The 18,212-nt window shown below is 71.6% G+C and carries 18 protein-coding genes and 1 pseudogene; 2 read left to right on the top strand and 17 right to left on the bottom strand.

Annotation, left to right across the window (positions count from 1 at the left end; genetic code table 11):
- Positions 1–208 precede the first annotated feature (208 nt).
- Positions 209–499: a GntR family transcriptional regulator gene (locus ABD207_RS27225; protein WP_344015832.1), complete on the top strand. Its 291-nt coding sequence runs from the start codon at positions 209–211 to the stop codon at positions 497–499.
- A 70-nt stretch (positions 500–569) separates the two neighbouring features.
- Here the strand turns inward: ABD207_RS27225 and tgmC are convergent, their stop codons facing one another.
- From tgmC to ABD207_RS27260, 7 genes are all read right to left on the bottom strand, one after another.
- Positions 570–1,691, bottom strand: coding sequence for an ATP-grasp peptide maturase system methyltransferase (tgmC, locus tag ABD207_RS27230; protein WP_344015833.1), 1,122 nt, complete (start codon positions 1,689–1,691; stop codon positions 570–572).
- Complete coding sequence (gene tgmB, locus ABD207_RS27235; protein WP_344015834.1) at positions 1,684–2,643, bottom strand: ATP-grasp ribosomal peptide maturase; 960 nt, start codon at positions 2,641–2,643, stop codon at positions 1,684–1,686. Before tgmB ends, tgmC begins: the two co-directional genes overlap by 8 nt.
- A 12-nt stretch (positions 2,644–2,655) precedes the next feature.
- Positions 2,656–2,928, bottom strand: coding sequence for a putative ATP-grasp-modified RiPP (gene tgmA / locus ABD207_RS27240; RefSeq protein WP_344015836.1), 273 nt, complete (start codon positions 2,926–2,928; stop codon positions 2,656–2,658).
- 530 nt (positions 2,929–3,458) lie between these two features.
- A complete protein-coding gene (locus ABD207_RS27245; RefSeq protein ID WP_344015837.1) occupies positions 3,459–3,734 on the bottom strand; it encodes a DUF7848 domain-containing protein in 276 nt (91 codons plus the stop codon).
- The gene (locus tag ABD207_RS27250; RefSeq protein ID WP_344015838.1) at positions 3,731–4,216 is read right to left on the bottom strand and encodes a recombinase family protein; all 486 of its coding nucleotides are present in this window, start codon (positions 4,214–4,216) and stop codon (positions 3,731–3,733) included. Before ABD207_RS27250 ends, ABD207_RS27245 begins: the two co-directional genes overlap by 4 nt.
- Before the next feature lie 94 nt (positions 4,217–4,310).
- A complete protein-coding gene (locus tag ABD207_RS27255; protein ID WP_344015839.1) occupies positions 4,311–5,522 on the bottom strand; it encodes a helix-turn-helix domain-containing protein in 1,212 nt (403 codons plus the stop codon).
- Between the two features lie 471 nt (positions 5,523–5,993).
- The gene (locus ABD207_RS27260) at positions 5,994–6,260 is read right to left on the bottom strand and encodes a GlsB/YeaQ/YmgE family stress response membrane protein (protein WP_344015840.1); all 267 of its coding nucleotides are present in this window, start codon (positions 6,258–6,260) and stop codon (positions 5,994–5,996) included.
- Positions 6,261–6,421: 161 nt separating this feature from the next.
- Between ABD207_RS27260 and ABD207_RS27265 the strand changes: the two genes are divergently transcribed.
- A complete protein-coding gene (locus ABD207_RS27265) occupies positions 6,422–7,675 on the top strand; it encodes an APC family permease (protein WP_344015841.1) in 1,254 nt (417 codons plus the stop codon).
- A gap of 333 nt (positions 7,676–8,008) precedes the next feature.
- Here the strand turns inward: ABD207_RS27265 and ABD207_RS27270 are convergent, their stop codons facing one another.
- The 10 genes and pseudogenes from ABD207_RS27270 to ABD207_RS27315 all read right to left on the bottom strand — a co-directional run.
- Positions 8,009–8,404 (bottom strand): YccF domain-containing protein, encoded by a 396-nt coding sequence (locus tag ABD207_RS27270; protein WP_344015842.1) that lies wholly within the window; start codon positions 8,402–8,404, stop codon positions 8,009–8,011.
- On the bottom strand, positions 8,401–9,264 hold the full coding sequence (gene htpX / locus ABD207_RS27275; RefSeq protein ID WP_344015844.1) for a zinc metalloprotease HtpX: 864 nt from the start codon (positions 9,262–9,264) through the stop codon (positions 8,401–8,403). Before htpX ends, ABD207_RS27270 begins: the two co-directional genes overlap by 4 nt.
- A 359-nt stretch (positions 9,265–9,623) precedes the next feature.
- A complete protein-coding gene (locus ABD207_RS27280) occupies positions 9,624–11,123 on the bottom strand; it encodes an NADH-quinone oxidoreductase subunit N (protein WP_344015845.1) in 1,500 nt (499 codons plus the stop codon).
- On the bottom strand, positions 11,120–12,694 hold the full coding sequence (locus ABD207_RS27285) for a complex I subunit 4 family protein (protein WP_344015846.1): 1,575 nt from the start codon (positions 12,692–12,694) through the stop codon (positions 11,120–11,122). The genes ABD207_RS27280 and ABD207_RS27285 overlap by 4 nt, the downstream gene beginning before the upstream one ends.
- A 6-nt stretch (positions 12,695–12,700) precedes the next feature.
- The gene (locus tag ABD207_RS27290) at positions 12,701–14,701 is read right to left on the bottom strand and encodes an NADH-quinone oxidoreductase subunit 5 family protein (RefSeq protein ID WP_344015847.1); all 2,001 of its coding nucleotides are present in this window, start codon (positions 14,699–14,701) and stop codon (positions 12,701–12,703) included.
- The gene (gene nuoK, locus ABD207_RS27295) at positions 14,698–15,105 is read right to left on the bottom strand and encodes an NADH-quinone oxidoreductase subunit NuoK (RefSeq protein ID WP_344015849.1); all 408 of its coding nucleotides are present in this window, start codon (positions 15,103–15,105) and stop codon (positions 14,698–14,700) included. The genes ABD207_RS27290 and nuoK overlap by 4 nt, the downstream gene beginning before the upstream one ends.
- Positions 15,105–15,752, bottom strand: coding sequence for an NADH-quinone oxidoreductase subunit J family protein (locus tag ABD207_RS27300; RefSeq protein ID WP_344015851.1), 648 nt, complete (start codon positions 15,750–15,752; stop codon positions 15,105–15,107). The genes nuoK and ABD207_RS27300 overlap by 1 nt, the downstream gene beginning before the upstream one ends.
- Positions 15,749–16,306 carry a NuoI/complex I 23 kDa subunit family protein gene (locus tag ABD207_RS27305; protein WP_344015852.1) on the bottom strand — a complete coding sequence of 186 codons (558 nt, stop codon included), beginning with the start codon at positions 16,304–16,306 and terminating at the stop codon, positions 15,749–15,751. The genes ABD207_RS27300 and ABD207_RS27305 overlap by 4 nt, the downstream gene beginning before the upstream one ends.
- A complete protein-coding gene (locus ABD207_RS27310; RefSeq protein WP_344015853.1) occupies positions 16,306–17,274 on the bottom strand; it encodes a complex I subunit 1/NuoH family protein in 969 nt (322 codons plus the stop codon). The genes ABD207_RS27305 and ABD207_RS27310 overlap by 1 nt, the downstream gene beginning before the upstream one ends.
- Positions 17,271–18,212: pseudogene (locus tag ABD207_RS27315) on the bottom strand (NADH-quinone oxidoreductase subunit C); the annotation flags it as partial. The gene ABD207_RS27310 and the pseudogene ABD207_RS27315, both read right to left, overlap by 4 nt.

The raw sequence follows: 18,212 nt of genomic DNA on the forward strand, positions 1-18,212 counted from the left end.
CATAGCCGCAGCCCTCATCGCCCATCGCCGACTCACCAAGTGAAACAACGTCTTAGCTGATGGGCACTCCGCCCCGGTGACGACCTAGCCCGTCGTCGCCGGGGCTTTCTTGTGGGGCGACCCTAGCCCCACCTGTAAAAGCCTGTAAAGGCTTGTATGAGCCTGTCAGATGGGTGCCGTTATGGCGTCGGCCGGATACCTTCGGCGCATGGAGTACGGGCCCGATGACAAGGTGGAGCGCGACGCGCCAGAGGCGCCGTTTCAGCAGCTCGCCGGGATCTTGCGCGCACGGGTGGAGCGGGGCGACTGGAGGCCCAACCGCGCCATCCCCGGCGAGAACGCGCTCGCCGACGAGTACGGCCTGTCTCGGCCGACGGTCCGTCGTGCCATCGCGGTACTCGCCGAGGAAGGACTCGTCTACGCGGTGTCGGGGCGTGGTACGTACGTGGCTGAGCAAAAGCCCGCGCAAGCGCCCGGAGATTCCTCCGCGAGCGCGTAAGGAAGCCCCGCCCATCCGCCACGGGGGAACGACGGACGGGCGGGGCGGTATCGGAGCCGTCAGCCCTCGGTCACGCCCAGGTGAGGCGTTGCCCGTCGGGGCCGACGTGCAGCCGCATACGGCCGGCAGGCGGGCACCCGTCCGCCTGCCACTGCGCGACTCGCTCGGTGATCTCGTCCCACGGCCGCGCCGGGCCGCCCTGCCGCACCAGCCACCGGCCGCCCTCTTGGAAGACCACCGCCCATGACTCCGCGTCCACGTCGATCACGACGTGTTCGGTGCGGCCGTCCCGTTCCAGGGTGAGCCGTTGCGCGCCCGGCGCGGCGAACTGGGCAACGAACCGGGCGGTCCAGTCGTCGAGCGCATCAGCACCCAGCTCTGTGGGCGCCGGGTCGCCCTCGCTCAGGTTCGGCAGGATGCCCAGCGGGGGCGGAAGGTGGGGGCGAGCCAGCATGAACGACACCTGCCCGCCCAGAACGGGGCCGCTGGCCGTGCCGTCGTCGGCGACCGTGAGCCGGACGAGTTCGGAGGCGTGCATCCAACCGCCGACCGTGACCAGCACCTCACCGCCGGGCCGGGTCTGCGCGAGCCAGTCGGCCGGCACGGTGCGCACGCTGCACGTGGCGATCACCCGGTCATACGGGCTGCACTCCTTGTAGCCCGCGAGGCCGTCGCCGACCACGCGCGTGGGCCAGTACCCGGCGCCCGCGAGGGCCATTCCCGCGCGGGCGGACACCTCCGCGTCCACCTCGACCGTGGTCACGTTGTCCTCGCCGACGACATGGCACAGCAGCGCGGTTGAGTAGCCCGTGCCCGTGCCGATCTCCAGCACGCGCGTTCCCTCCGCCGCCCGCAGGTCTTCGAGCATCCGAACGACGAGGCTCGGCAGGGTGGACGACGACGAAGGGGCAGCGGCGATACGCCCCTCGACCTGGTCGGGGAAGACGCCGCCGGCCACCTGCGTCACGAGGGTGTCGTCTTCGTAGATCCGCGCGAGTCCGGCCTCTGTGCCCCCCGTCGCCGGGCGGTACCAGCCGCCGTCTTCGTACTCGAACCAGCCACGGGCGAGGAACGCCTCACGGGGTACGGCCATGACGGCCGCTTCCCATTGCGGGCTGTGCAGGGCGCCCGACTTGGCCAGGCGCCGCGCGAGGTCGGCCCGGAGGTGTTCCGACGGCAGGGTGTCACTCATGCTGGCTCGCTCCGTTCTCCAACAGGTCTGCGATTGCGTGTGTGATCGGCAGTCCGGCCGCGTCTTCGAGCCACGCCCATTGGCCGTTGGGGTTGCACTCCAGGAACCACCATGCACCGTCCGCGGTCACCGCGAAGTCGAAGGCGCCGAAGTTCAGGCCGAAGTCGGCGAGGAACCGCACCAACGCCCCGCCCATCCCGTCCGGGCAGGTGATCGGCTCGTAGGTGAGGTTCTGGTACTCGGCTCGCCAGTCCACGACCCCGGGCGGCGCCGTGATACGAGCGCTGAACACCCGCTCGCCGACGACGACCGCGCGCACGTCCGCCACCTTGGGCACCTGCGCTTGGAACAGGTGGGCGCTGTGGCTCACGCCGCCGTCGATCTCGCCCGCCTCGACGGGGGCGGCCCAGATGCCGGCGGGCTCGCCCTGCACCTCGTACGCCCCGGCGTGCAAGGGCTTGTAGATGGTGGGCTGTGCGGCACAGAACGCCTTGGCCTCCATCGGGTCATTCGTGATCAGGGTGGCCGGGACCGTGAGCCCTACCCGGGTCGCCGCGTCGAGCTGCGCGGGCTTGTACTCCGCCCGCGCAATGGCCTGCGGGTGGCTCAGGTACAGGCACCCCGACAGCGCGCCGAGCACGCCGCCCAGGCCACGCCGGTTCTCCTGCGCTACGAACCTGGCCGCCTGCTCGCCGGTCCCCGTCGGGTAGGGACTCGGTCGGCGGTGGTACAGGGCACGCACCGCAGACAGGTCGGCCGTGCGGTTCCCGACGGTCAGCCGCCCGGTCCACCCGCCCGCTTCGATACGCGCGTCAAGCACCGCGGGGGCGGGGAAGTCGCGCCCCGGGTCGAACCGGAGGACGGGCACCCGGCGCCGGTTCAACTCGGCGATGACCAGATCGGCGGTTGCGTCCTCTAACTCTGTGCAGACCAGCACCGGGCGTCCGTCCATGACGCTCCCCCCTCAGTCCTGCGACGCGTCGTGGCCAGAGTCGGAGTCCTGCTTTCCGTCCTTGCTGACCTGGGTGGGCGGGTAGGTGTTGACGCTGGTGCCGTGCTTACCGAGTTCGGCCGGCGTCATGACCCCGCCCTCGCCGATCCATCGGCCGGTCTGCGTGGCCGGGTCGAGGCCCGCGTACCGCCACGGCGAGGGGGAACCGTTGCGCAGCGGGGCCATACGGCGCAGCCCCCACGGGGTCGGCGTGGTGGTCTCGGTACCTGCGAGGCTCGTTGACAAGTCTCCTCCTTGGTCGCTCCGTACGGTGGTGTCGTGCCGAACCCGCCCCGGCAGGCGCTCGACCTGTCCAAGGGGTGCGGGCGGATGATCCGACCGGGGCGGGGGTTGTGCCCGCCCCCTGCCGGGGATGGTGTGGGAGAACCTGTGAACGGGTCGTCCCGGCAGGGGGCGGAGTCTTCAACGGCGGGGCAGTCGGTGACGGCCCCCAGCCGCGCCCGTGGGCAGGGGCTGCGGCGGGGGCGCGTGTGCGGGCACGGTGAGCGTGGCGGACTGCGCGATGCGGTCTGTGGTTCGGTCCCGGTCGTGCGACTGGACTCGCACTATGTGGTCAAGCTCCGCGATGCATGGGCCGCACGCGTATAAGTCACCCGTTGCGCCCGGCGTCGTCACCGAACCGACCCACAGGACGCGTACGCCCTCGCGCCGGCAGTACAGCCAACAGGCCCCGGTCACCCACGGGTTCCCGTCGTCCGTCTGCGCAACGAGCGGCCAGGCATCACGCCAGAGGCGCGCAATGGCCGGGGCGAATGTCACGCCGTGCCCCCGTCCGCCCGTACGAGTTCGGCGAGTTGTGCAGGGGGCCGCATCACGGCGTAGTCGCCGAAGTTTCGGCGATAGCGTCGGTGTCCGGTCTCCTGCGTGTGCTTGCGCTGCCACTCCTCGACAGGTTCCGGGCCGCTGTGCGTGCCGGACTCCGCCCCACACTCGGTCTCGTCGCCGGACACGCACCGTGCGTCGTACTCCGGTTCTGCCGTTTGGTCCTGCTCGATGGTGAACGGGACGTAGCGGAACCTGCGACGAGTCACCGCGCGACCCTTCTCTCGCTGTGCGCCGAATCCTTGACGTGCAGGAAGCCGCCGGCCTTCTCGATCTCGCGCGCCACCTCGTCGTACTCCTGCGGCACGGAAGAGATCATCGAGCGCCACGCCGTGAGCACTGCCCCGGCCTCGCCGCTCTTGATGTGCTCGACGGCCTGTCCCAGCCCGTCCCGCCCATGCGGCGACAGGAGGCCCGCGCGTTCCTCGATCACGTCCGTGATCTCCCACCCGAACGCCTCGGCGTACTCGGTGCACTCCTGGCGGGGCGCCGTGATGTCCGTGTTGGGGGCGCCGCACAGGTAGATCACGCAGCGGAACCGCTCGACTTTCGCAGCCTCGGCCGGCACGTCGACCTCACCCGGCCTGACACCCGCTGCCGCGTCCGCAAGTGCCTGTCGCCGTCTCAGGTCGCCTTCGGTTCGGCGGACCCTCGCCCGCCCCTGCCTCTGTCCGCTCTCGACGCTGACCATGCATCAATCGTGCTCACTCGATCACCTACGGTGAAGTGATGAGGCGTACGACCGGGCGTAGTTGTCGGGCTGGCGCTCCTACGCTCCGTAGGACTCACGCGATCAAGGGCATGCCGATGAGTTCGCTGATGTTCCGCACGCGCGCCGTGGACACCTTCGCAAGGCGCTTACCGATGACGCCGGGCAATGCCTGATGCTTGACCCACTCCGGAGCATCGAGCGCCACCTCGATCAGCGTGTCTCCGGCCTGGTCGTAAAGGCCGGCCGCGCACTGCGCGAGGGCGACGTCGAGCTTGTAGCGGTTGCGGGCAACCTTCGACATGGACCTGGGCAGCGTCTTCATGTCGGGGTGACTGGCGAGCTTCAGCGCGCGCCCGTAGTTCTTCAGAGCGACGTGGATTCCAACCGCCTCGGTCTTCGCCGCCGTTGGGCCGAAGCTGGTCCCATACAACTTCTCGTCTCGCCCGAGCCTCGCCGCTGCGGCGTGCGCCTGCGAGATGTAGTCGTCGGCCGCGCTCTCGTCCTCCCGCCGCGACGCTGCCACAGCCGCGGAGATCATCAGCCGCCCGTACGCGAGCAACTGCGGGCGCGACCCGTTACTGAACGACGGCTCGACTGCCAGTGCCGCCCGCTCGGCCACGGCGACGGCGCGCGGCAACTTGGCGCCGCGCAGGTAGATCCACGACAGCGTGGATTCCAACAGCGCCGTCATCACAGGGTCATCGACTTCCCGCGCGAGGTGCTTCGCCGACGTGAGCGCGCTCAACGCAAGGTCGCGTTGCCCGAATCCGTTCGAGCAGGACGCGGCTACGCGGTAGGTGCTCGCCAGGATGGAACCCAACTGCTCGCGCTCGCTGCCCGTAGCGCTCGCGTACCGAACCTGCCCTTCCATGAGCACCTTGGAGGCGTAGCTACTGACCTTCGCCGTGTCGCTCGCCCAGTAGGCGTCCCACGCACGGTCGCGCGCCTTGCTCAGGTCCTCGACGGTGCTCGGGTCCTCGATGCCTTCCCACTCGCCGAGGGCGCTCTCGTGCACAGCGTCGGACAGTTGGCGCAGCGCAGCGCGGTCGCCCTGGTCCATGCCCCGGCGCGGTGCCTGTTGCCCCAGGATCACGGATACGTCTGTGTTCAGCGCGTGGGCGAATTTGAGCAGCGAGCCGACGGACAACTCGCCGCGGTCCTGCTCCGCTTTCTGCACCAGGGCGAGGGAGACCCCTGCGGCATCCGCGAGTCCCTGCTGCGTCAGATCGGAGCCCCGTAGGTGCTTGATGCGCTGCCCGTTCGTAAGGTCGGCCCAGTTGCTCACGATCACCCCAGTGCGTTTGCAGGCTGCTGTACTCCGATGGTAGGTCCCGACACCCGGGCGCCCGGGGCGAACGGAACAGACGCAAGACGGGGGCACACCCGGCGCCCGGTCTCAGATGAACGTTCCCGCCGCACGCCGCCCCGACACCGGGCGACCCGCGTCGCCGGGCAGGGCGAGGGCACAGCGAGGGCACATGGCCCCAGAAAAACATGAAAACCTGCGGCAATCACCGAAAGTGATTACCGCAGGTCAGAGCGCCGATTCTGGCGTGTACGCAGGTCAGGCGATCATGGCGGGAAGTTCGTGAACTACCGGTAGGGAAACCGCCGGTAGGCGAGCCAGCTGCTGGTAGAGCACGAAGAACACGAAGGGTGGGTCCCCCCCGGGTCGTCGGGGCCCACCCTTTGTCGTGTCCCGGTCGTGTGTCTCGTGTCCCGGTCGTGTCGGGGTCCGTGTGCCGGGCGTGCCGGGTCAGTCGCGGGAGTGGCCGAAGAAGAGGCGGTAGGCGATCAGCAGGACCAGGGAGCCGCCGATCGCGGCGGCCCAGGTCGCGCCGTCGTAGAAGTCCTTGGTGATCGGGTGGTCCAGCCAGCGGGCCGAGATCCAGCCGCCGATGAAGGCGCCGGCGATGCCGATGAGGGTGGTGCCGATGAGGCCGCCCGGGTCGCGGCCCGGGAGCAGGAACTTCGCGATGGCTCCGGCCAGCAGTCCGAGAATGATCCAGCTGATGATTGTCATGCCGTGTACCTGCCCCTTCTGACCGGCCTCGCACTCCCCCCGCTCGCGGCATGCGGGCCTGCAGAACCTACAGGCGTGCAGGGTGCGTGTTCGTGCGGTGTTGGTGTGCAGGACGCGGGCGGGACGCGCGCTGGTTGCGCTGATCAGTAGGGTTCCGGTTCATGACGGGACGCTCCGGCGCGGAACTGCGCCGCACTCTCGGGCTCGATGACGCCGTGGTCATGGGGCTCGGCTCGATGCTGGGCGCCGGGATCTTCGCCGCTCTGGCGCCGGCCGCCCGGGCCGCCGGTACGGGACTTCTGCTGGGGCTGGCACTCGCTGCCGTGGTCGCGTACTGCAACGCCATGTCGTCGGCGCGGCTCGCCGCCCGGTATCCGGCTTCGGGCGGCACGTATGTGTACGGGCGGGAGCGGCTCGGGGAGTTCTGGGGCTACCTGGCGGGCTGGGCGTTCGTGGTCGGCAAGACGGCCTCGTGCGCGGCGATGGCGCTCACCGTGGGCTCGTATGTGTGGCCTGGTCAGGCGCAGGCGGTGGCGGTCGCCGCGGTGGTGGCGCTGACGGCGGTGAACTACGGCGGGGTGAAGAAGTCGGCCTGGCTGACGCGGGCGATCGTGGCGGTGGTGCTGGCGGTGCTCGCCGGGGTGGTGGTCGTGTGCCTGGTCTCCGGGCGGGCGGATGCCGGGGAGCTGCGTCTCGTGGCCTCGGATGCGGGTGCGGGTGGGGTGCTTCAGGCGGCCGGGCTGCTGTTCTTCGCCTTCGCGGGGTACGCGCGGATCGCGACGCTCGGTGAGGAGGTGCGGGATCCGGAGCGCACCATCCCGCGGGCGGTGCCGCTGGCTCTCGGGATCGCGCTGGTGGTGTATGCGGCGGTCGCGGCTGCAGTGCTCTCGGTACTGGGTGCGCGGGAGCTCGGGGAGGCCGCGGCGCCGCTGGCGGAGGCGGTGCGGGCGGCTGGGCTGCCGGAGGCGGCGCCGGTGGTGCGGGTGGGTGCGGCGGTGGCCGCGCTGGGGTCGCTGCTGGCGCTGATCCTGGGGGTGTCGCGCACGGTGCTGGCGATGGCCCGGGACCGGCATCTGCCGGTGGCTCTGAGCGCCGTCCATCCGCGCTTCCGGGTGCCGCACCGGGCGGAGCTGGCCGTGGGGGCGGTCGTTGGCGTGCTCGCCGCCACGGTGGACCTGCGGGGCGCGATCGGGTTCTCGTCCTTCGGCGTGCTGCTCTACTACGCGGTGGCCAACGCCTCGGCGTGGACGCTGGATTCGCGGCCGACGGCGCGGCTGCTGCCGGCGGTGGGGCTGGCCGGGTGCCTGCTGCTGGCGTTCTCCCTGCCGGTGCTGTCGGTCGTGGTGGGGGCGGGAGTGCTGGCGGTGGGCGTGCTCGCCTACGGGCTGCGGCGATGGCAATGGCGGTGGCGGTAGTGGGTCGGGCGGTGAGGCCCGGGGGGTCGGGAGCGGAGTCCGGGTAGGCAGTGGTCTTGTTGCGGATCGCCGGGGGCGGCAAGGCAGGGCAGGGAAGGGAAGGGCAGGGCAGGGCAGAAGAGCCAAGGAGGAACTCCGGGTCGGGCTGCTGCGTGACTGCGGAGCGCTGCGGTGGAGAGGGCAGGCGGCTGCGGGGGCCCGGGGGACGAACTCCGGTCGGCACCTGTGTGACTGCGGGGCGTCGGCCAGGCGGAGGCGAAAGAAACAGGGGCTCGGGGCTCGGGGAAGGCTCCGGATCGGCCGCAACGCCCCCGCTACCGCAGCCCCTGCCGCCTACCACCCCGACACGAACGCCTGGTCGGTCCGGACGATGTCGCGGCCCATCGGCAGCAGGGACACCGGGATCAGCTTGAAGTTGGCGATGCCGAGCGGGATGCCGATGATCGTCAGGCAGAGGGCGAGGCCGGTGAAGATGTGGCCGAGGGCCAGCCACCAGCCGGCGAGGATCAGCCACAGGACGTTGCCGATGACGGAGCCGGCGCCGGCGTCCCGGCGTTCGACCGTGGTGTAGCCGAAGGGCCACAGGGCGTAGACGCCGATGCGGAAGGCGGCTATGCCGAACGGGATGCCGATGATGGTGATACAGAGCAGCACGCCGGCGAGCATGTAGCCGAGGAACAGCCAGAGGCCGCTCAGTATGAGCCAGATGATGTTGAGGATGGTCTTCACCGCGGGCCACCTGCCATCTTTTCGAGTCGGGCGATGCGTTCTGCCATGGGCGGGTGGGTGGAGAAGAGCTTCGACATCCCCTGGCCAGGGCGGAACGGGTTGGCGATCATCATGTGGCTGGCCGTCTCGATGCGGGGCTCGGGAGGCAGCGGGAGCTGCTTGGTGCCGAGCTCCAGCTTGCGGAGCGCGCTGGCGAGGGCGAGCGGGTCGCCGGTGAGCTGGGAGCCGGAGGCGTCCGCCTCGTACTCGCGGGAGCGGCTGATGGCCAGCTGGATCAGGGTGGCGGCAAGCGGTCCCAGGATCATGATCAGCAGCATGCCGAGCAGGCCGGGGCCGTCGTCGTCGTCGGAACGGCCGATGGGGATCAGCCAGGCGAAGTTGACCAGGAACATGATCACGGAGGCGAGGGCTCCGGCGACCGAGGAGATCAGGATGTCCCGGTTGTAGACGTGGCTGAGCTCATGGCCGATGACACCGCGCAGCTCCCGCTCGTCGAGCAGGCGCAGAATGCCCTCGGTGCAGCAGACTGCGGCGTTGCGCGGATTGCGACCGGTGGCGAAGGCGTTGGGCGCCTCCGTCGGGGAGATGTAGAGCCGGGGCATGGGCTGGCGGGCCTGCGTGGAGAGCTCGCGGACCATGCGGTACAGCCCCGGGGCCTCGAACTCGCTGACCGGGCGGGCCCGCATGGCGCGCAGGGCCAGCTTGTCGCTGTTCCAGTACGCGTAGGCGTTGGTGCCGAGGGCGACCAGAACGGCGATGACGAGCCCCACCCGGCCGAAGAAGCTGCCGATGACGATGATCAGTGCGGACAGGCTTCCGAGGAGGACCGCAGTCCTGAGCCCGTTGTGCCGGCGGTGCACGGTACGCCCTCCAAGTCGTGCGGCAGGGGAACCCTTGCTGGCTGATCTTCCTGGTGATCGGCGCTGCCACTGGTCGTAGTGGTGTCACGTCCAGTGGACCCTCCCGTACCGGTCAACGCCAGGCGAACTGGACTAGTTCCCTTGTGCGCGGGGTGGCGCGTGTCAACCGACCGGGTGACGAAGGCGCGTTCCGCAGGCGTGAGGGCACGCGCGAGGGCGCCCGCGAGGGCGCCCGCCAGTGCGCGTACGGGCGCGCGGAACGGGCCGGTCGGCCACGCGGTACGGCCGGCCTGAACGGTTGCGTACGAGCCGACCCGAACGGCGGCTTACGAGCCGGCCGGAGCGGCGGCAGCAGCCGCTCAGAACAGGCCCGTGTCCGTGAACCGGAGGATCAGCTGGGGCGCGCCGGACAGGGCGATGCCGAGGACGCCGGTGACGGCGAGCGCGGCGGTGAGCGGTGCCGTGAGGCGGTGCGTGGCCGGTGCGCCCTCGGGGGCGCGGAACAGCAGCGCCGTCCACTTCAGGTAGTAGACCAGGGCGATGACGACGTTGACGGCCATGACGACGGCCAGCCAGCCCAGTCCCGCGTCCACGGCGGCGGAGAAGACGGTGACCTTGGCGAACAGGCCGACGATGCCCGGCGGGAGTCCGGCGAGGCAGAGCAGGAAGAAGGCGAGCAGGAGCGCGGTGAGGGGGCTGGCGGCGTAGAGGCCGCGGTAGTCGGAGACGCGGTTGAGGGGCTGGGTGCGGCCGACGACGGCGGCGACCGCGAAGGCGCCGAGGTTCACCGCGCCGTACATCAGCGCGTAGGCGAGGGTGGAGCCGATCGCCCGGTCGGGGTCGGCGGCGTACGCGGCGGCGGCGATCGGCACCAGGAGGTAGCCGGCCTGGCCGACGGAGGACCAGGCGAGCAGGCGTACGGCGCTGTGGGCGCGGGTGGCCTGCTGGCGGAGGGCGCCGACGTTGCCGGCGGTCATGGTGAGCGCGGCCAGCACGGCGAGGGCCGGGCCCCAGACGCCGGCGTAGGAGGGGAAGGCGACGACGGTGACGAGGATCAGGCCGGAGAAGCCGACCGCCTTGCCGATGACGGACAGGTAGGCGGCGATGGGGAGGGGGGCGCCGACGTAGGTGTCGGGCACCCAGAAGTGGAAGGGGACGGCGGCGGTCTTGAAGGCGAAGCCGATCAGGGTGAGGACGACGCCGGTCTGGGTGAGGAGCTGCAGCTGACCGCCGACGTCCTGGATGCGCTCGGCCACCAGGGTGAGGTGGAGGGTGCCGGTGGCGGCGTAGACGAAGCTGATGCCGAGCAGGGTGACCGCGGTGGCGGTGACGGAGGAGAGGAAGAACTTCAGGGCCGCCTCGGACGACTTGCGGTCGCCGTGGCGGAGGCCGACCAGGGCGAACGCGGGCAGGGAGGCGACCTCCAGGGCGACGACGAGGGTCGCGAGATCCCGGGAGGCGGGCAGCAGGGCGGCGCCGGCGGCGGAGGAGAGGAAGAGGAACCAGTACTCGCCCTCGGGGAGGCGCCGGTTCTCGTCCTTGAGGGTGGTGACGGACAGGAGCGCGGCGAGGAGGGCGCCGCCGAGCACCAGGAACTGGATGACGAGGGTGAACCGGTCGGCGTTGTAGCTGCACACGCCCGCGTCGCCGACCAGGCAGAAGGTGCCGCGGTCGGCGCCGAGGAGGGGCAGCAGCATGAGGGTGGCGGCGGCGAGGCCGGCCACCGCCAGCCAGCCGAGCAGCGGTTTGCGCGACTCGGGGACGAACAGGTCGGCGACGAGGACGGCGAGTCCGACGACCGCGGCGATGGTGGGCGGGGCGATGGCCAGCCAGTCGACGGACTGGACGAGGGAGCTCATCGGGTGCCTCCTGCGAGGAGCTGCTGCACGGCCGGGTCGGTCAGCCCGAGGAGGGCCCTGGGCCACAGCCCGGCGACGACGGTGAGGACGACGAGCGGGGTCCAGGCCGCGAACTCGTAGCCGCGCACGTCGGTGAGTTTCGGGGCCTCCTGGGGGACGGCGCCCATGCAGACCCGGCGGACCACGACCAGCAGGTAGGCGGCGGTCAGCAGGGTGCCGAAGGCGCCGATCGCCATGAAGGTGAGGAAGGCGGGGCGGCTGAGGCCCTCGGCGGGGTCGAAGGCGCCGAACAGGGCGAGCATCTCGCCCCAGAACCCGGCGAGTCCGGGCAGTCCGAGGGAGGCGACGGCGCCGAAGGCGAGCAGTCCGCCGAGGCGGGGGGCCTTGCCGTAGAGGGCGGCGCCGGTCTCCTCGGCGAGGGTGTCGAGGCCGGTGCTGCCGGTGCGCTCCTTCAGGCCGCCGACCAGGAAGAACAGCAGGCCGGTGATGAGGCCGTGGGCGATGTTGGCGAACAGGGCGCCGTTGACGCCGGTCGGGGTCATGGTGGCGATGCCGAGCAGGACGAAGCCCATGTGACCGACGGAGGAGTAGGCGATCAGGCGCTTGAGGTCGCCGTTCGTGCCGCGCTTGGCGAGGGCGAGGCAGGCGAGGGATCCGTAGATGATGCCGACGACGGCGAAGGCCGCCAGGTACGGGGCGAAGGTGCGGAAGCCGTCGGGTGCGGCGGGGAGCAGGATGCGGACGAATCCGTAGGTGCCCATCTTCAGCAGGACGCCGGCCAGCAGCACCGAGCCGACGGTCGGTGCTGCGGTGTGCGCGTCGGGCAGCCAGCTGTGCAGCGGCCACATCGGGGTCTTGACGGCGAGCCCGAGCCCGATCGCCAGTACGGCGATGACCTGCACGGATGCGGTCAGTGACCGGCCGTTGTCAGTGGCGAGTGCCACCATGTCGAACGTGCCCGCCTTGATTCCGATCAGGAGCAGGCCCAGCAGCATGACCACGGAGCCGAGCAGCGTGTAGAGGACGAACCTCCAGGCGGCCTCGGCCCGGCCCTCGCCGCCCCAGCGGGCGATGAGGAAGTACATCGGGATCAGGACCATCTCGAAGGCGAGGAAGAACAGGATCAGGTCGAGGACGGCGAAGGTCGCGAGGGTGCCGGACTCGAGGACGAGCAGCAGCGCGACAAAGGCCTTCGGGGCGGGTCCCGCGGGCGGCTTGAAGTAGGAGTACAGCGCGCAGAGGAAGGTCAGCAGCGCCGTCAGGACCAGAAGGGGGAGGGAGATGCCGTCGGTGCCGAGGTGGATCCGCACGTCGAGTGCGGGGATCCAGCTGATGTCGGTGGTGGCCTGCATCTTCGACGGCTGGTCGTGGTCGAAGCCCAGCGCGAGGACGATCACCGCGATGAGGACGGCGCCGGTCACGGTGACGCCGTGGCGCAGCACGGCCTGCTCGGGTGACGTCCCCTTCAACCCGGGCGGGGCGGGCAGCAGGGCCGCGGCGGCCCCGAGGAGCGGGGCGACGACGGTGAACGCCAGAAGGAACTGCATCACGGACTCGCTGATATCGATCACGCCTGCTCACGCTCCCGTGGCGACGAGGACGACGGCCACCGCGAGCACGACGGTGCCGGCGAACAGCGCGCTCACATAGGTCTGCACATTGCCGGTCTGGGCCCCGCGCACGGCGGCGCCGAGCCAGCGGGGCAGGGCTCCCGCGCCGCGTACGTAGGTCTCGACGACCTCGCGGTCGAGGAAGGACACCAGGCTCGCGCCGGCCCGGACGGGGCGGACGAAGAGGGCCGAGTACACGGCGTCGAGGTGGAAGCCGACGGCCGCGTGCCGGTGGAGCGGGCCCAGCAGGAGCCGGCCGGGGTCGGCCGGGTCGGGTGCGTGGGCCACGTCCCCGTAGGCGGGCTCGTGGGTGGCGATGGCCTCGGCCTCGACCCGGGCGGCGTCGCCCTGCGGGTGCGCGGCGACGGCGCCGAGCGGGACGCGGGCGGCTGCGGCGCTGGTGTGCCGCCAGGCGGCGTAGGTGACGATGCCGCCGGCCACGGCCAGGCCGGTGCCGAGCACGGAGGTGGTGAGGGTCGGGCCGAGGCCGTGGCCGTCGAACCAGTCGGGCAGCGTCCGGAAGGCGAGGCCGCCCAGGGCGATCGAGGGCACGGCGAGGACCCAGAGCACGGTGGTCATGGTGAGCGGCTGGCGGCCGTGGTCGGGGGCCTCGGTGCCGTGGCCGCGGAACGCGAGCAGCCACAGGCGCATCGCGTACGCGGCGGTGAGCAGCGCGGTGACGAGGCCGGCGAGCAGGACGATCCAGCCCGCGGCGGCGGGGGCCTGGCCGGTGTCGCCGGTGCCGGTGACCACGTGCTCGGCGACGCCCAGGACGGCCTCCTTGGAGAAGAAGCCGGCGAACGGCGGGATCGCGGCGAGCGCGAGCAGCGCCACGGTCATCGTCCAGTAGGCGTCCGGGACGCGGTCGCGCAGCCCGCTCATGCGGGACATGGCGGCGAGCGAGTTGGTGCCGGCGGCGTGGATGATCACGCCGGCGGCGAGGAACAGCAGCGCCTTGAAGGCACCGTGGGACAGGAGGTGGAAGACGGCGGCACCGCGGTCGGCGACGGCGAGCGCGCCGGTCATGTAGCCGAGCTGGCCGATCGTCGAGTAGGCGAGGACGCGCTTGATGTCGTCCTGGGCCAGCGCGGCGAGCGCCGAGCCGGTCATGGTCACGGCCGCCATCACGGCGAGCACGGTCATCGCGGCCTGGGAGGCCTCGAACAGCGGGAGGAGACGGGCGACGAAGTAGACACCGGCGGCGACCATCGTCGCGGCGTGGATCAGGGCGGAGACGGGCGTCGGGCCCGCCATCGCGTCGGGCAGCCAGGTGTGCAGCGGGAACTGCGCCGACTTGCCCGCCACGCCCGCCAGGAGCAGCAGGGCGATCAGCGTGGGGTGCGCGATGTCCCCGTTGGCGACGGCGCCGAGGATCCGGGTGATGCGGAACGACCCGGCGTCGGCGGCCAGCGCGAACAGGCCGATGAGGAAGGGGACGTCGCCGAGCTTGGTGACCAGGAAGGCCTTGAGGGAGGCGGCACGTGCCTCGGGGGTCTCCCAGTAGTGGCCGACGAGGAAGTAGGAGCAGATGCCCATGACTTCCCAGCCGACCAGCAGCACCATCAGGTCGCCCGAGTAGACGACCAGCAGCATCGCGGAGGTGAACAGGGAGACCAGGGCGGCGTAGGACGGGTAGCGCGGGTCGTCGCGCAGATAGCCCGTGGAGTAGATCTGCACACAGCTCGCGACGACGCCGACCAGGACGGCCGTCAGGGCGGCGAAGCCGTCGGTGAACAGGGCGAGCTCGATCGGCACCGAGCCGGTGGGCGTGAGTTCGGTCGCAGCCTCCACGGCCCGGTCACCGCCCTGGCGGGCGGCCACGGTCACGGCCAGCGCGAGGGAGGCGAGCGTCGGCAGCACGGCCAGCGGGCGCACGAAGCCGGGCGCGGTGCGTCCCATCAGCAGCCCGGCGATCGCGCCGAGGAACGGAAGGAGGGGGACGAGGACGGCGAGGGTGGTCGTGGTCACGCTGTGGCCTCAGCCTTCTCGCCGGCCGCCGGGATCGCGGAGGCGTCACTGCCGTGGGCGTCGCCGCCGGGGCCGTCGGGCTCATGGCCCTCGGCGGTGTCGCGGAGCTTGTCGATGTGCGCCGTGCCGCGGTTGCGGTACACGGCGAGGACGATCGCCAGGCCGATGCCGATCTCGGCGGCGGCGATGGCGATGGTGAACAGGGTCAGCGCCTGACCGGAGTGCAGGGTGTCCTGGGCGGCACGGCTGAGCCAGGCGTCGAAGGCGACCAGGTTGAGGTTGACGGCGTTGAGCATCAGCTCGACCGACATCAGCACCAGGATCGCGTTGCGCCGGGCGAGGACCCCGTACAGGCCGGTGCAGAAGAGGAGGACGGACAGGACGGCCGGATAGGCGAGGTGCATCAGCGGTCACCTTCCTTGTCTGCCAGGGACGCCGCGTCCGCCTGGGCCCCCGCCTCTGCCTGGGCCCCCGCCTTCGCCTTGCGGGACAGGACGATCGCGCCGACCAGGGCCGCCAGGAGGAGGACGGAGAGGGCCTCGAAGGGGAGGACCCAGTGCTGGAAGAGGCTCGCGCCGGTCACCTCGGTGGATCCGGAGGGGGCGCCGTCCAGGTCGATCCAGGTGGCGCGGAAGGCGTCGACCACCACCCAGACGAGGGCCGCCGCGGAGGCGACGGCCACCACGAGCGCCGCCCAGCGGTTGCCCGAGTCGGCGTCCGGGGAGCGGCCGATGGGGGCGCGGGTCAGCATCAGACCGAACAGGAGGAGCACGACGACGGAACCGACATAGATGAGGACCTGCACCCAGGCGATGAACTCGGCGGTGAGCAGCAGGTACTCGACGGCGAGTCCGCCGAGGGCCACCACCAGCCACAGGGCGGCGTGCACCAGCTGCCGGGTGGTGACGGTGACCACGGCGGCGCCGAAGGTGACCAGTCCGACGAGGAGGAAGGCGATCTCCACCCCGGTGGGCGAGAGGAAGCCCTGGGTCTCGGCGGCCAGGTGTGCGGTGCCGGGCGTGAGGCCGGCGGCGGTCGCTGCGAGCGTCATTCCCGCTCCTCCTGCCGTGACTCTTCGGCCTGCTGCTGGGCCAGCTTGTCGGCGGTCTTGCGGGCCGCGGCGAGCTCCTTCGGCTCCTCGGCACCGGGGTCGAGGGCCGGGGGCGCGGGGACCGTCCACATCCACTCGCGGAGCTTGTCGCGCTCGTGGGTGAGGTCACGGATGTCGGTCTCGGCGTACTCGAACTCCGGGGACCAGAACAGCGCGTCGAAGGGGCAGACCTCGATGCAGATACCGCAGTACATACAGAGGGAGAAGTCGATGGCGAAGCGGTCCAGGACGTTGCGGCTGCGCTCGCGGCCGCCCGGGGTCGCCGCCGGGATCGTCTCCTTGTGGGAGTCGATGTAGATGCACCAGTCCGGGCACTCGCGGGCGCACAGCATGCAGACCGTGCAGTTCTCCTCGAACAGTCCGATCACACCGCGGGAGCGGGGCGGCAGCTCGGGCTGGGCCTCCGGGTACTGGTCGGTGACGGACTTCTTCGTCATCGTCCGCAGGGTGACGGCCAGGCCCTTGGCCAGGCCGGAGCCGGGGATCGGGGCCATTACAGGAACACCACCTTGACGATGCCGGTGAGGGCGATCTGAGCGAGGGCTAGGGGCACGAGGAGGGTCCAGGAGAACTTCTGCAGCTGGTCCTCGCGCAGGCGCGGGTAGGTGACGCGGAGCCAGATGACGACGAAGGCGAGCACGGCGGTCTTCAGCAGGGTCCACACCCAGCCGAGTCCGTCGGCGCCCCAGGGTCCGTGCCAGCCGCCGAGGAACAGGACGGTGGTCAGCCCGCAGAGCACGACGATCCCGGCGTACTCGGCGAGCAGGAACAGGGCGAAGCGCAGGCCCGTGTACTCGGTGTAGGCACCGAAGATGATCTCCGAGTCGGCGACGGGCATGTCGAACGGCGGCCGCTGGAGCTCGGCGAGGCCGGCGATGAAGAAGACGAGCGCGCCGGTGATCTGCCACGGCAGCCACCACCACTCGAAGGCGTCGAGGATGCCGACCAGCGACACGGTGCCGGCCGCCATCGCCACCGAGGCGGCGGCGAGCAGCATCGGCAGCTCGTAGGCGAGCAGCTGGGCGGCGGTGCGCAGACCGCCGAGGAGGGAGAACTTGTTGGCCGACGCCCAGCCGGCCATCAGCGAGCCGAGGACGCCGACGCCCATGACGGCGAGCACGAAGAACACGCCCGCGTCCAGCACCTGCCCGACGGCGCCCTGGCCGGGGCCGATCGGGATGGCGAGCAGGACGAGGAGGTAGGGCAGCAGGGCGACGGCCGGGGCGAGCTGGAAGACACGGCGGTCCGCGCCGGCCGGGACCACGTCCTCCTTCTGCGCGAACTTCACCCCGTCCGCGATGAGCTGGGCCCAGCCGTGGAAGCCGCCGGCGTACATGGGGCCGACGCGGCCCTGCATGTGCGCCATCACCTTGTGCTCGGTCTGACCGACGATCAGGGGGAAGGTGAGGAAGACGACGAAGACGAGCAGGAGTCGCAGGGTGACGTCGAGCACGTCGTTCACTGCGGGCCTCCTGCGGGGTCGTCGGGGGTGCGGTCGGGGTCCGGGGCGGGGTCCGACTGCTCGGGGGTGGAGTCGGGGGTGGAGTCGGACTCCGGGGCGGAATCCGACTGCGGGGTGGAATCCGGCTCCGGGGTGGAGTCCGGCCCCGGGGTGGAATCCGGCCCCGGGGTGGAGTCGGACTGCTCGGGAGCGGGAGCGGCGTCGGGCTTGCGGGACTGCTCGCGGGGCGCGCCGGTGTCCTTCTCGGCTGCCGTGTCCTTCCTGGCTGCCGTGTCCTTCCTGGCTGCCGTGTCCGTCTCGGCTGCCGTGTCCGTCTCGGCGCCTGCCTCGGTGCTCGGGCCGGCGGGCCGGCCTTCGTCGCCGACGGCGGTCCCGGCATGCGTCCCGGGCGCCGGCCCGGACTCCGGCTCAGGTTCCTCGTAAGCCGGACGGGGCTGGTGCCAGGGAGCGTCGGGGCTGCGGGGCGGGACCGAGGGCTTGCGGGCAGGCCGGTCGGCCCGGGGCGCGGCGGACGATTCGCTGCCCGTCCCCTGGGGTGCCTCGGGCTTCTCGCCCGTTTCCCGGGCGGCCTCCGGCGCCTCGGCCCGCTGGCTCGCGGAGCCTTCGGACGCGCTCCGGGTGCGGCGCGGCCCTGCGGAGGTTCCCTGCGCACCCGCTCGCTGGGAGGCGGAACCCTCGCTCGCGCTGCGCGCACGGCGCGGCGGACGGGCCGCCGGCTCGGCGGGTGCGGCCGCGTCAGGGGCACCACCGGCACCGCCGGCCGTCTGGCTGACCGAGCCCTGGGAGGCCGAGCGCATCCGGCGCGGCGACGCGGACGTCGGTTCCGTCGCTCCGGTCGCGCCCGTCGTGCCCGTCGTGCCCGCGGCCTGCGAGGCGGAGCCCTCCGACGCCGAACGGGTACGGCGCACCGGGCGTTCGCCCGCGGCGCGGGCGCCGGC

This window comes from Streptomyces thermospinosisporus (assembly GCF_039526425.1).
Taxonomy (GTDB): Bacteria; Actinomycetota; Actinomycetes; order Streptomycetales; family Streptomycetaceae; genus Streptomyces; species Streptomyces thermocarboxydovorans.

What these genes read in the sequence shown, in the direction of transcription:
- tgmB (WP_344015834.1), bottom strand. Translation starts at nt 2,643, where the DNA reads ATGGACGGACGCCCGGTGCTGGTCTGCACAGAGTTAGAGGACGCAACC.
- ABD207_RS27260 (WP_344015840.1), bottom strand. Translation starts at nt 6,260, where the DNA reads ATGACAATCATCAGCTGGATCATTCTCGGACTGCTGGCCGGAGCCATC.
- ABD207_RS27280 (WP_344015845.1), bottom strand. Translation starts at nt 11,123, where the DNA reads ATGAGCTCCCTCGTCCAGTCCGTCGACTGGCTGGCCATCGCCCCGCCC.
- ABD207_RS27250 (WP_344015838.1), bottom strand. Translation starts at nt 4,216, where the DNA reads ATGGTCAGCGTCGAGAGCGGACAGAGGCAGGGGCGGGCGAGGGTCCGC.
- tgmC (WP_344015833.1), bottom strand. Translation starts at nt 1,691, where the DNA reads ATGAGTGACACCCTGCCGTCGGAACACCTCCGGGCCGACCTCGCGCGG.
- ABD207_RS27265 (WP_344015841.1), top strand. Translation starts at nt 6,422, where the DNA reads ATGACGGGACGCTCCGGCGCGGAACTGCGCCGCACTCTCGGGCTCGAT.
- nuoK (WP_344015849.1), bottom strand. Translation starts at nt 15,105, where the DNA reads ATGCACCTCGCCTATCCGGCCGTCCTGTCCGTCCTCCTCTTCTGCACC.
- ABD207_RS27305 (WP_344015852.1), bottom strand. Translation starts at nt 16,306, where the DNA reads ATGGCCCCGATCCCCGGCTCCGGCCTGGCCAAGGGCCTGGCCGTCACC.
- ABD207_RS27300 (WP_344015851.1), bottom strand. Translation starts at nt 15,752, where the DNA reads ATGACGCTCGCAGCGACCGCCGCCGGCCTCACGCCCGGCACCGCACAC.
- ABD207_RS27225 (WP_344015832.1), top strand. Translation starts at nt 209, where the DNA reads ATGGAGTACGGGCCCGATGACAAGGTGGAGCGCGACGCGCCAGAGGCG.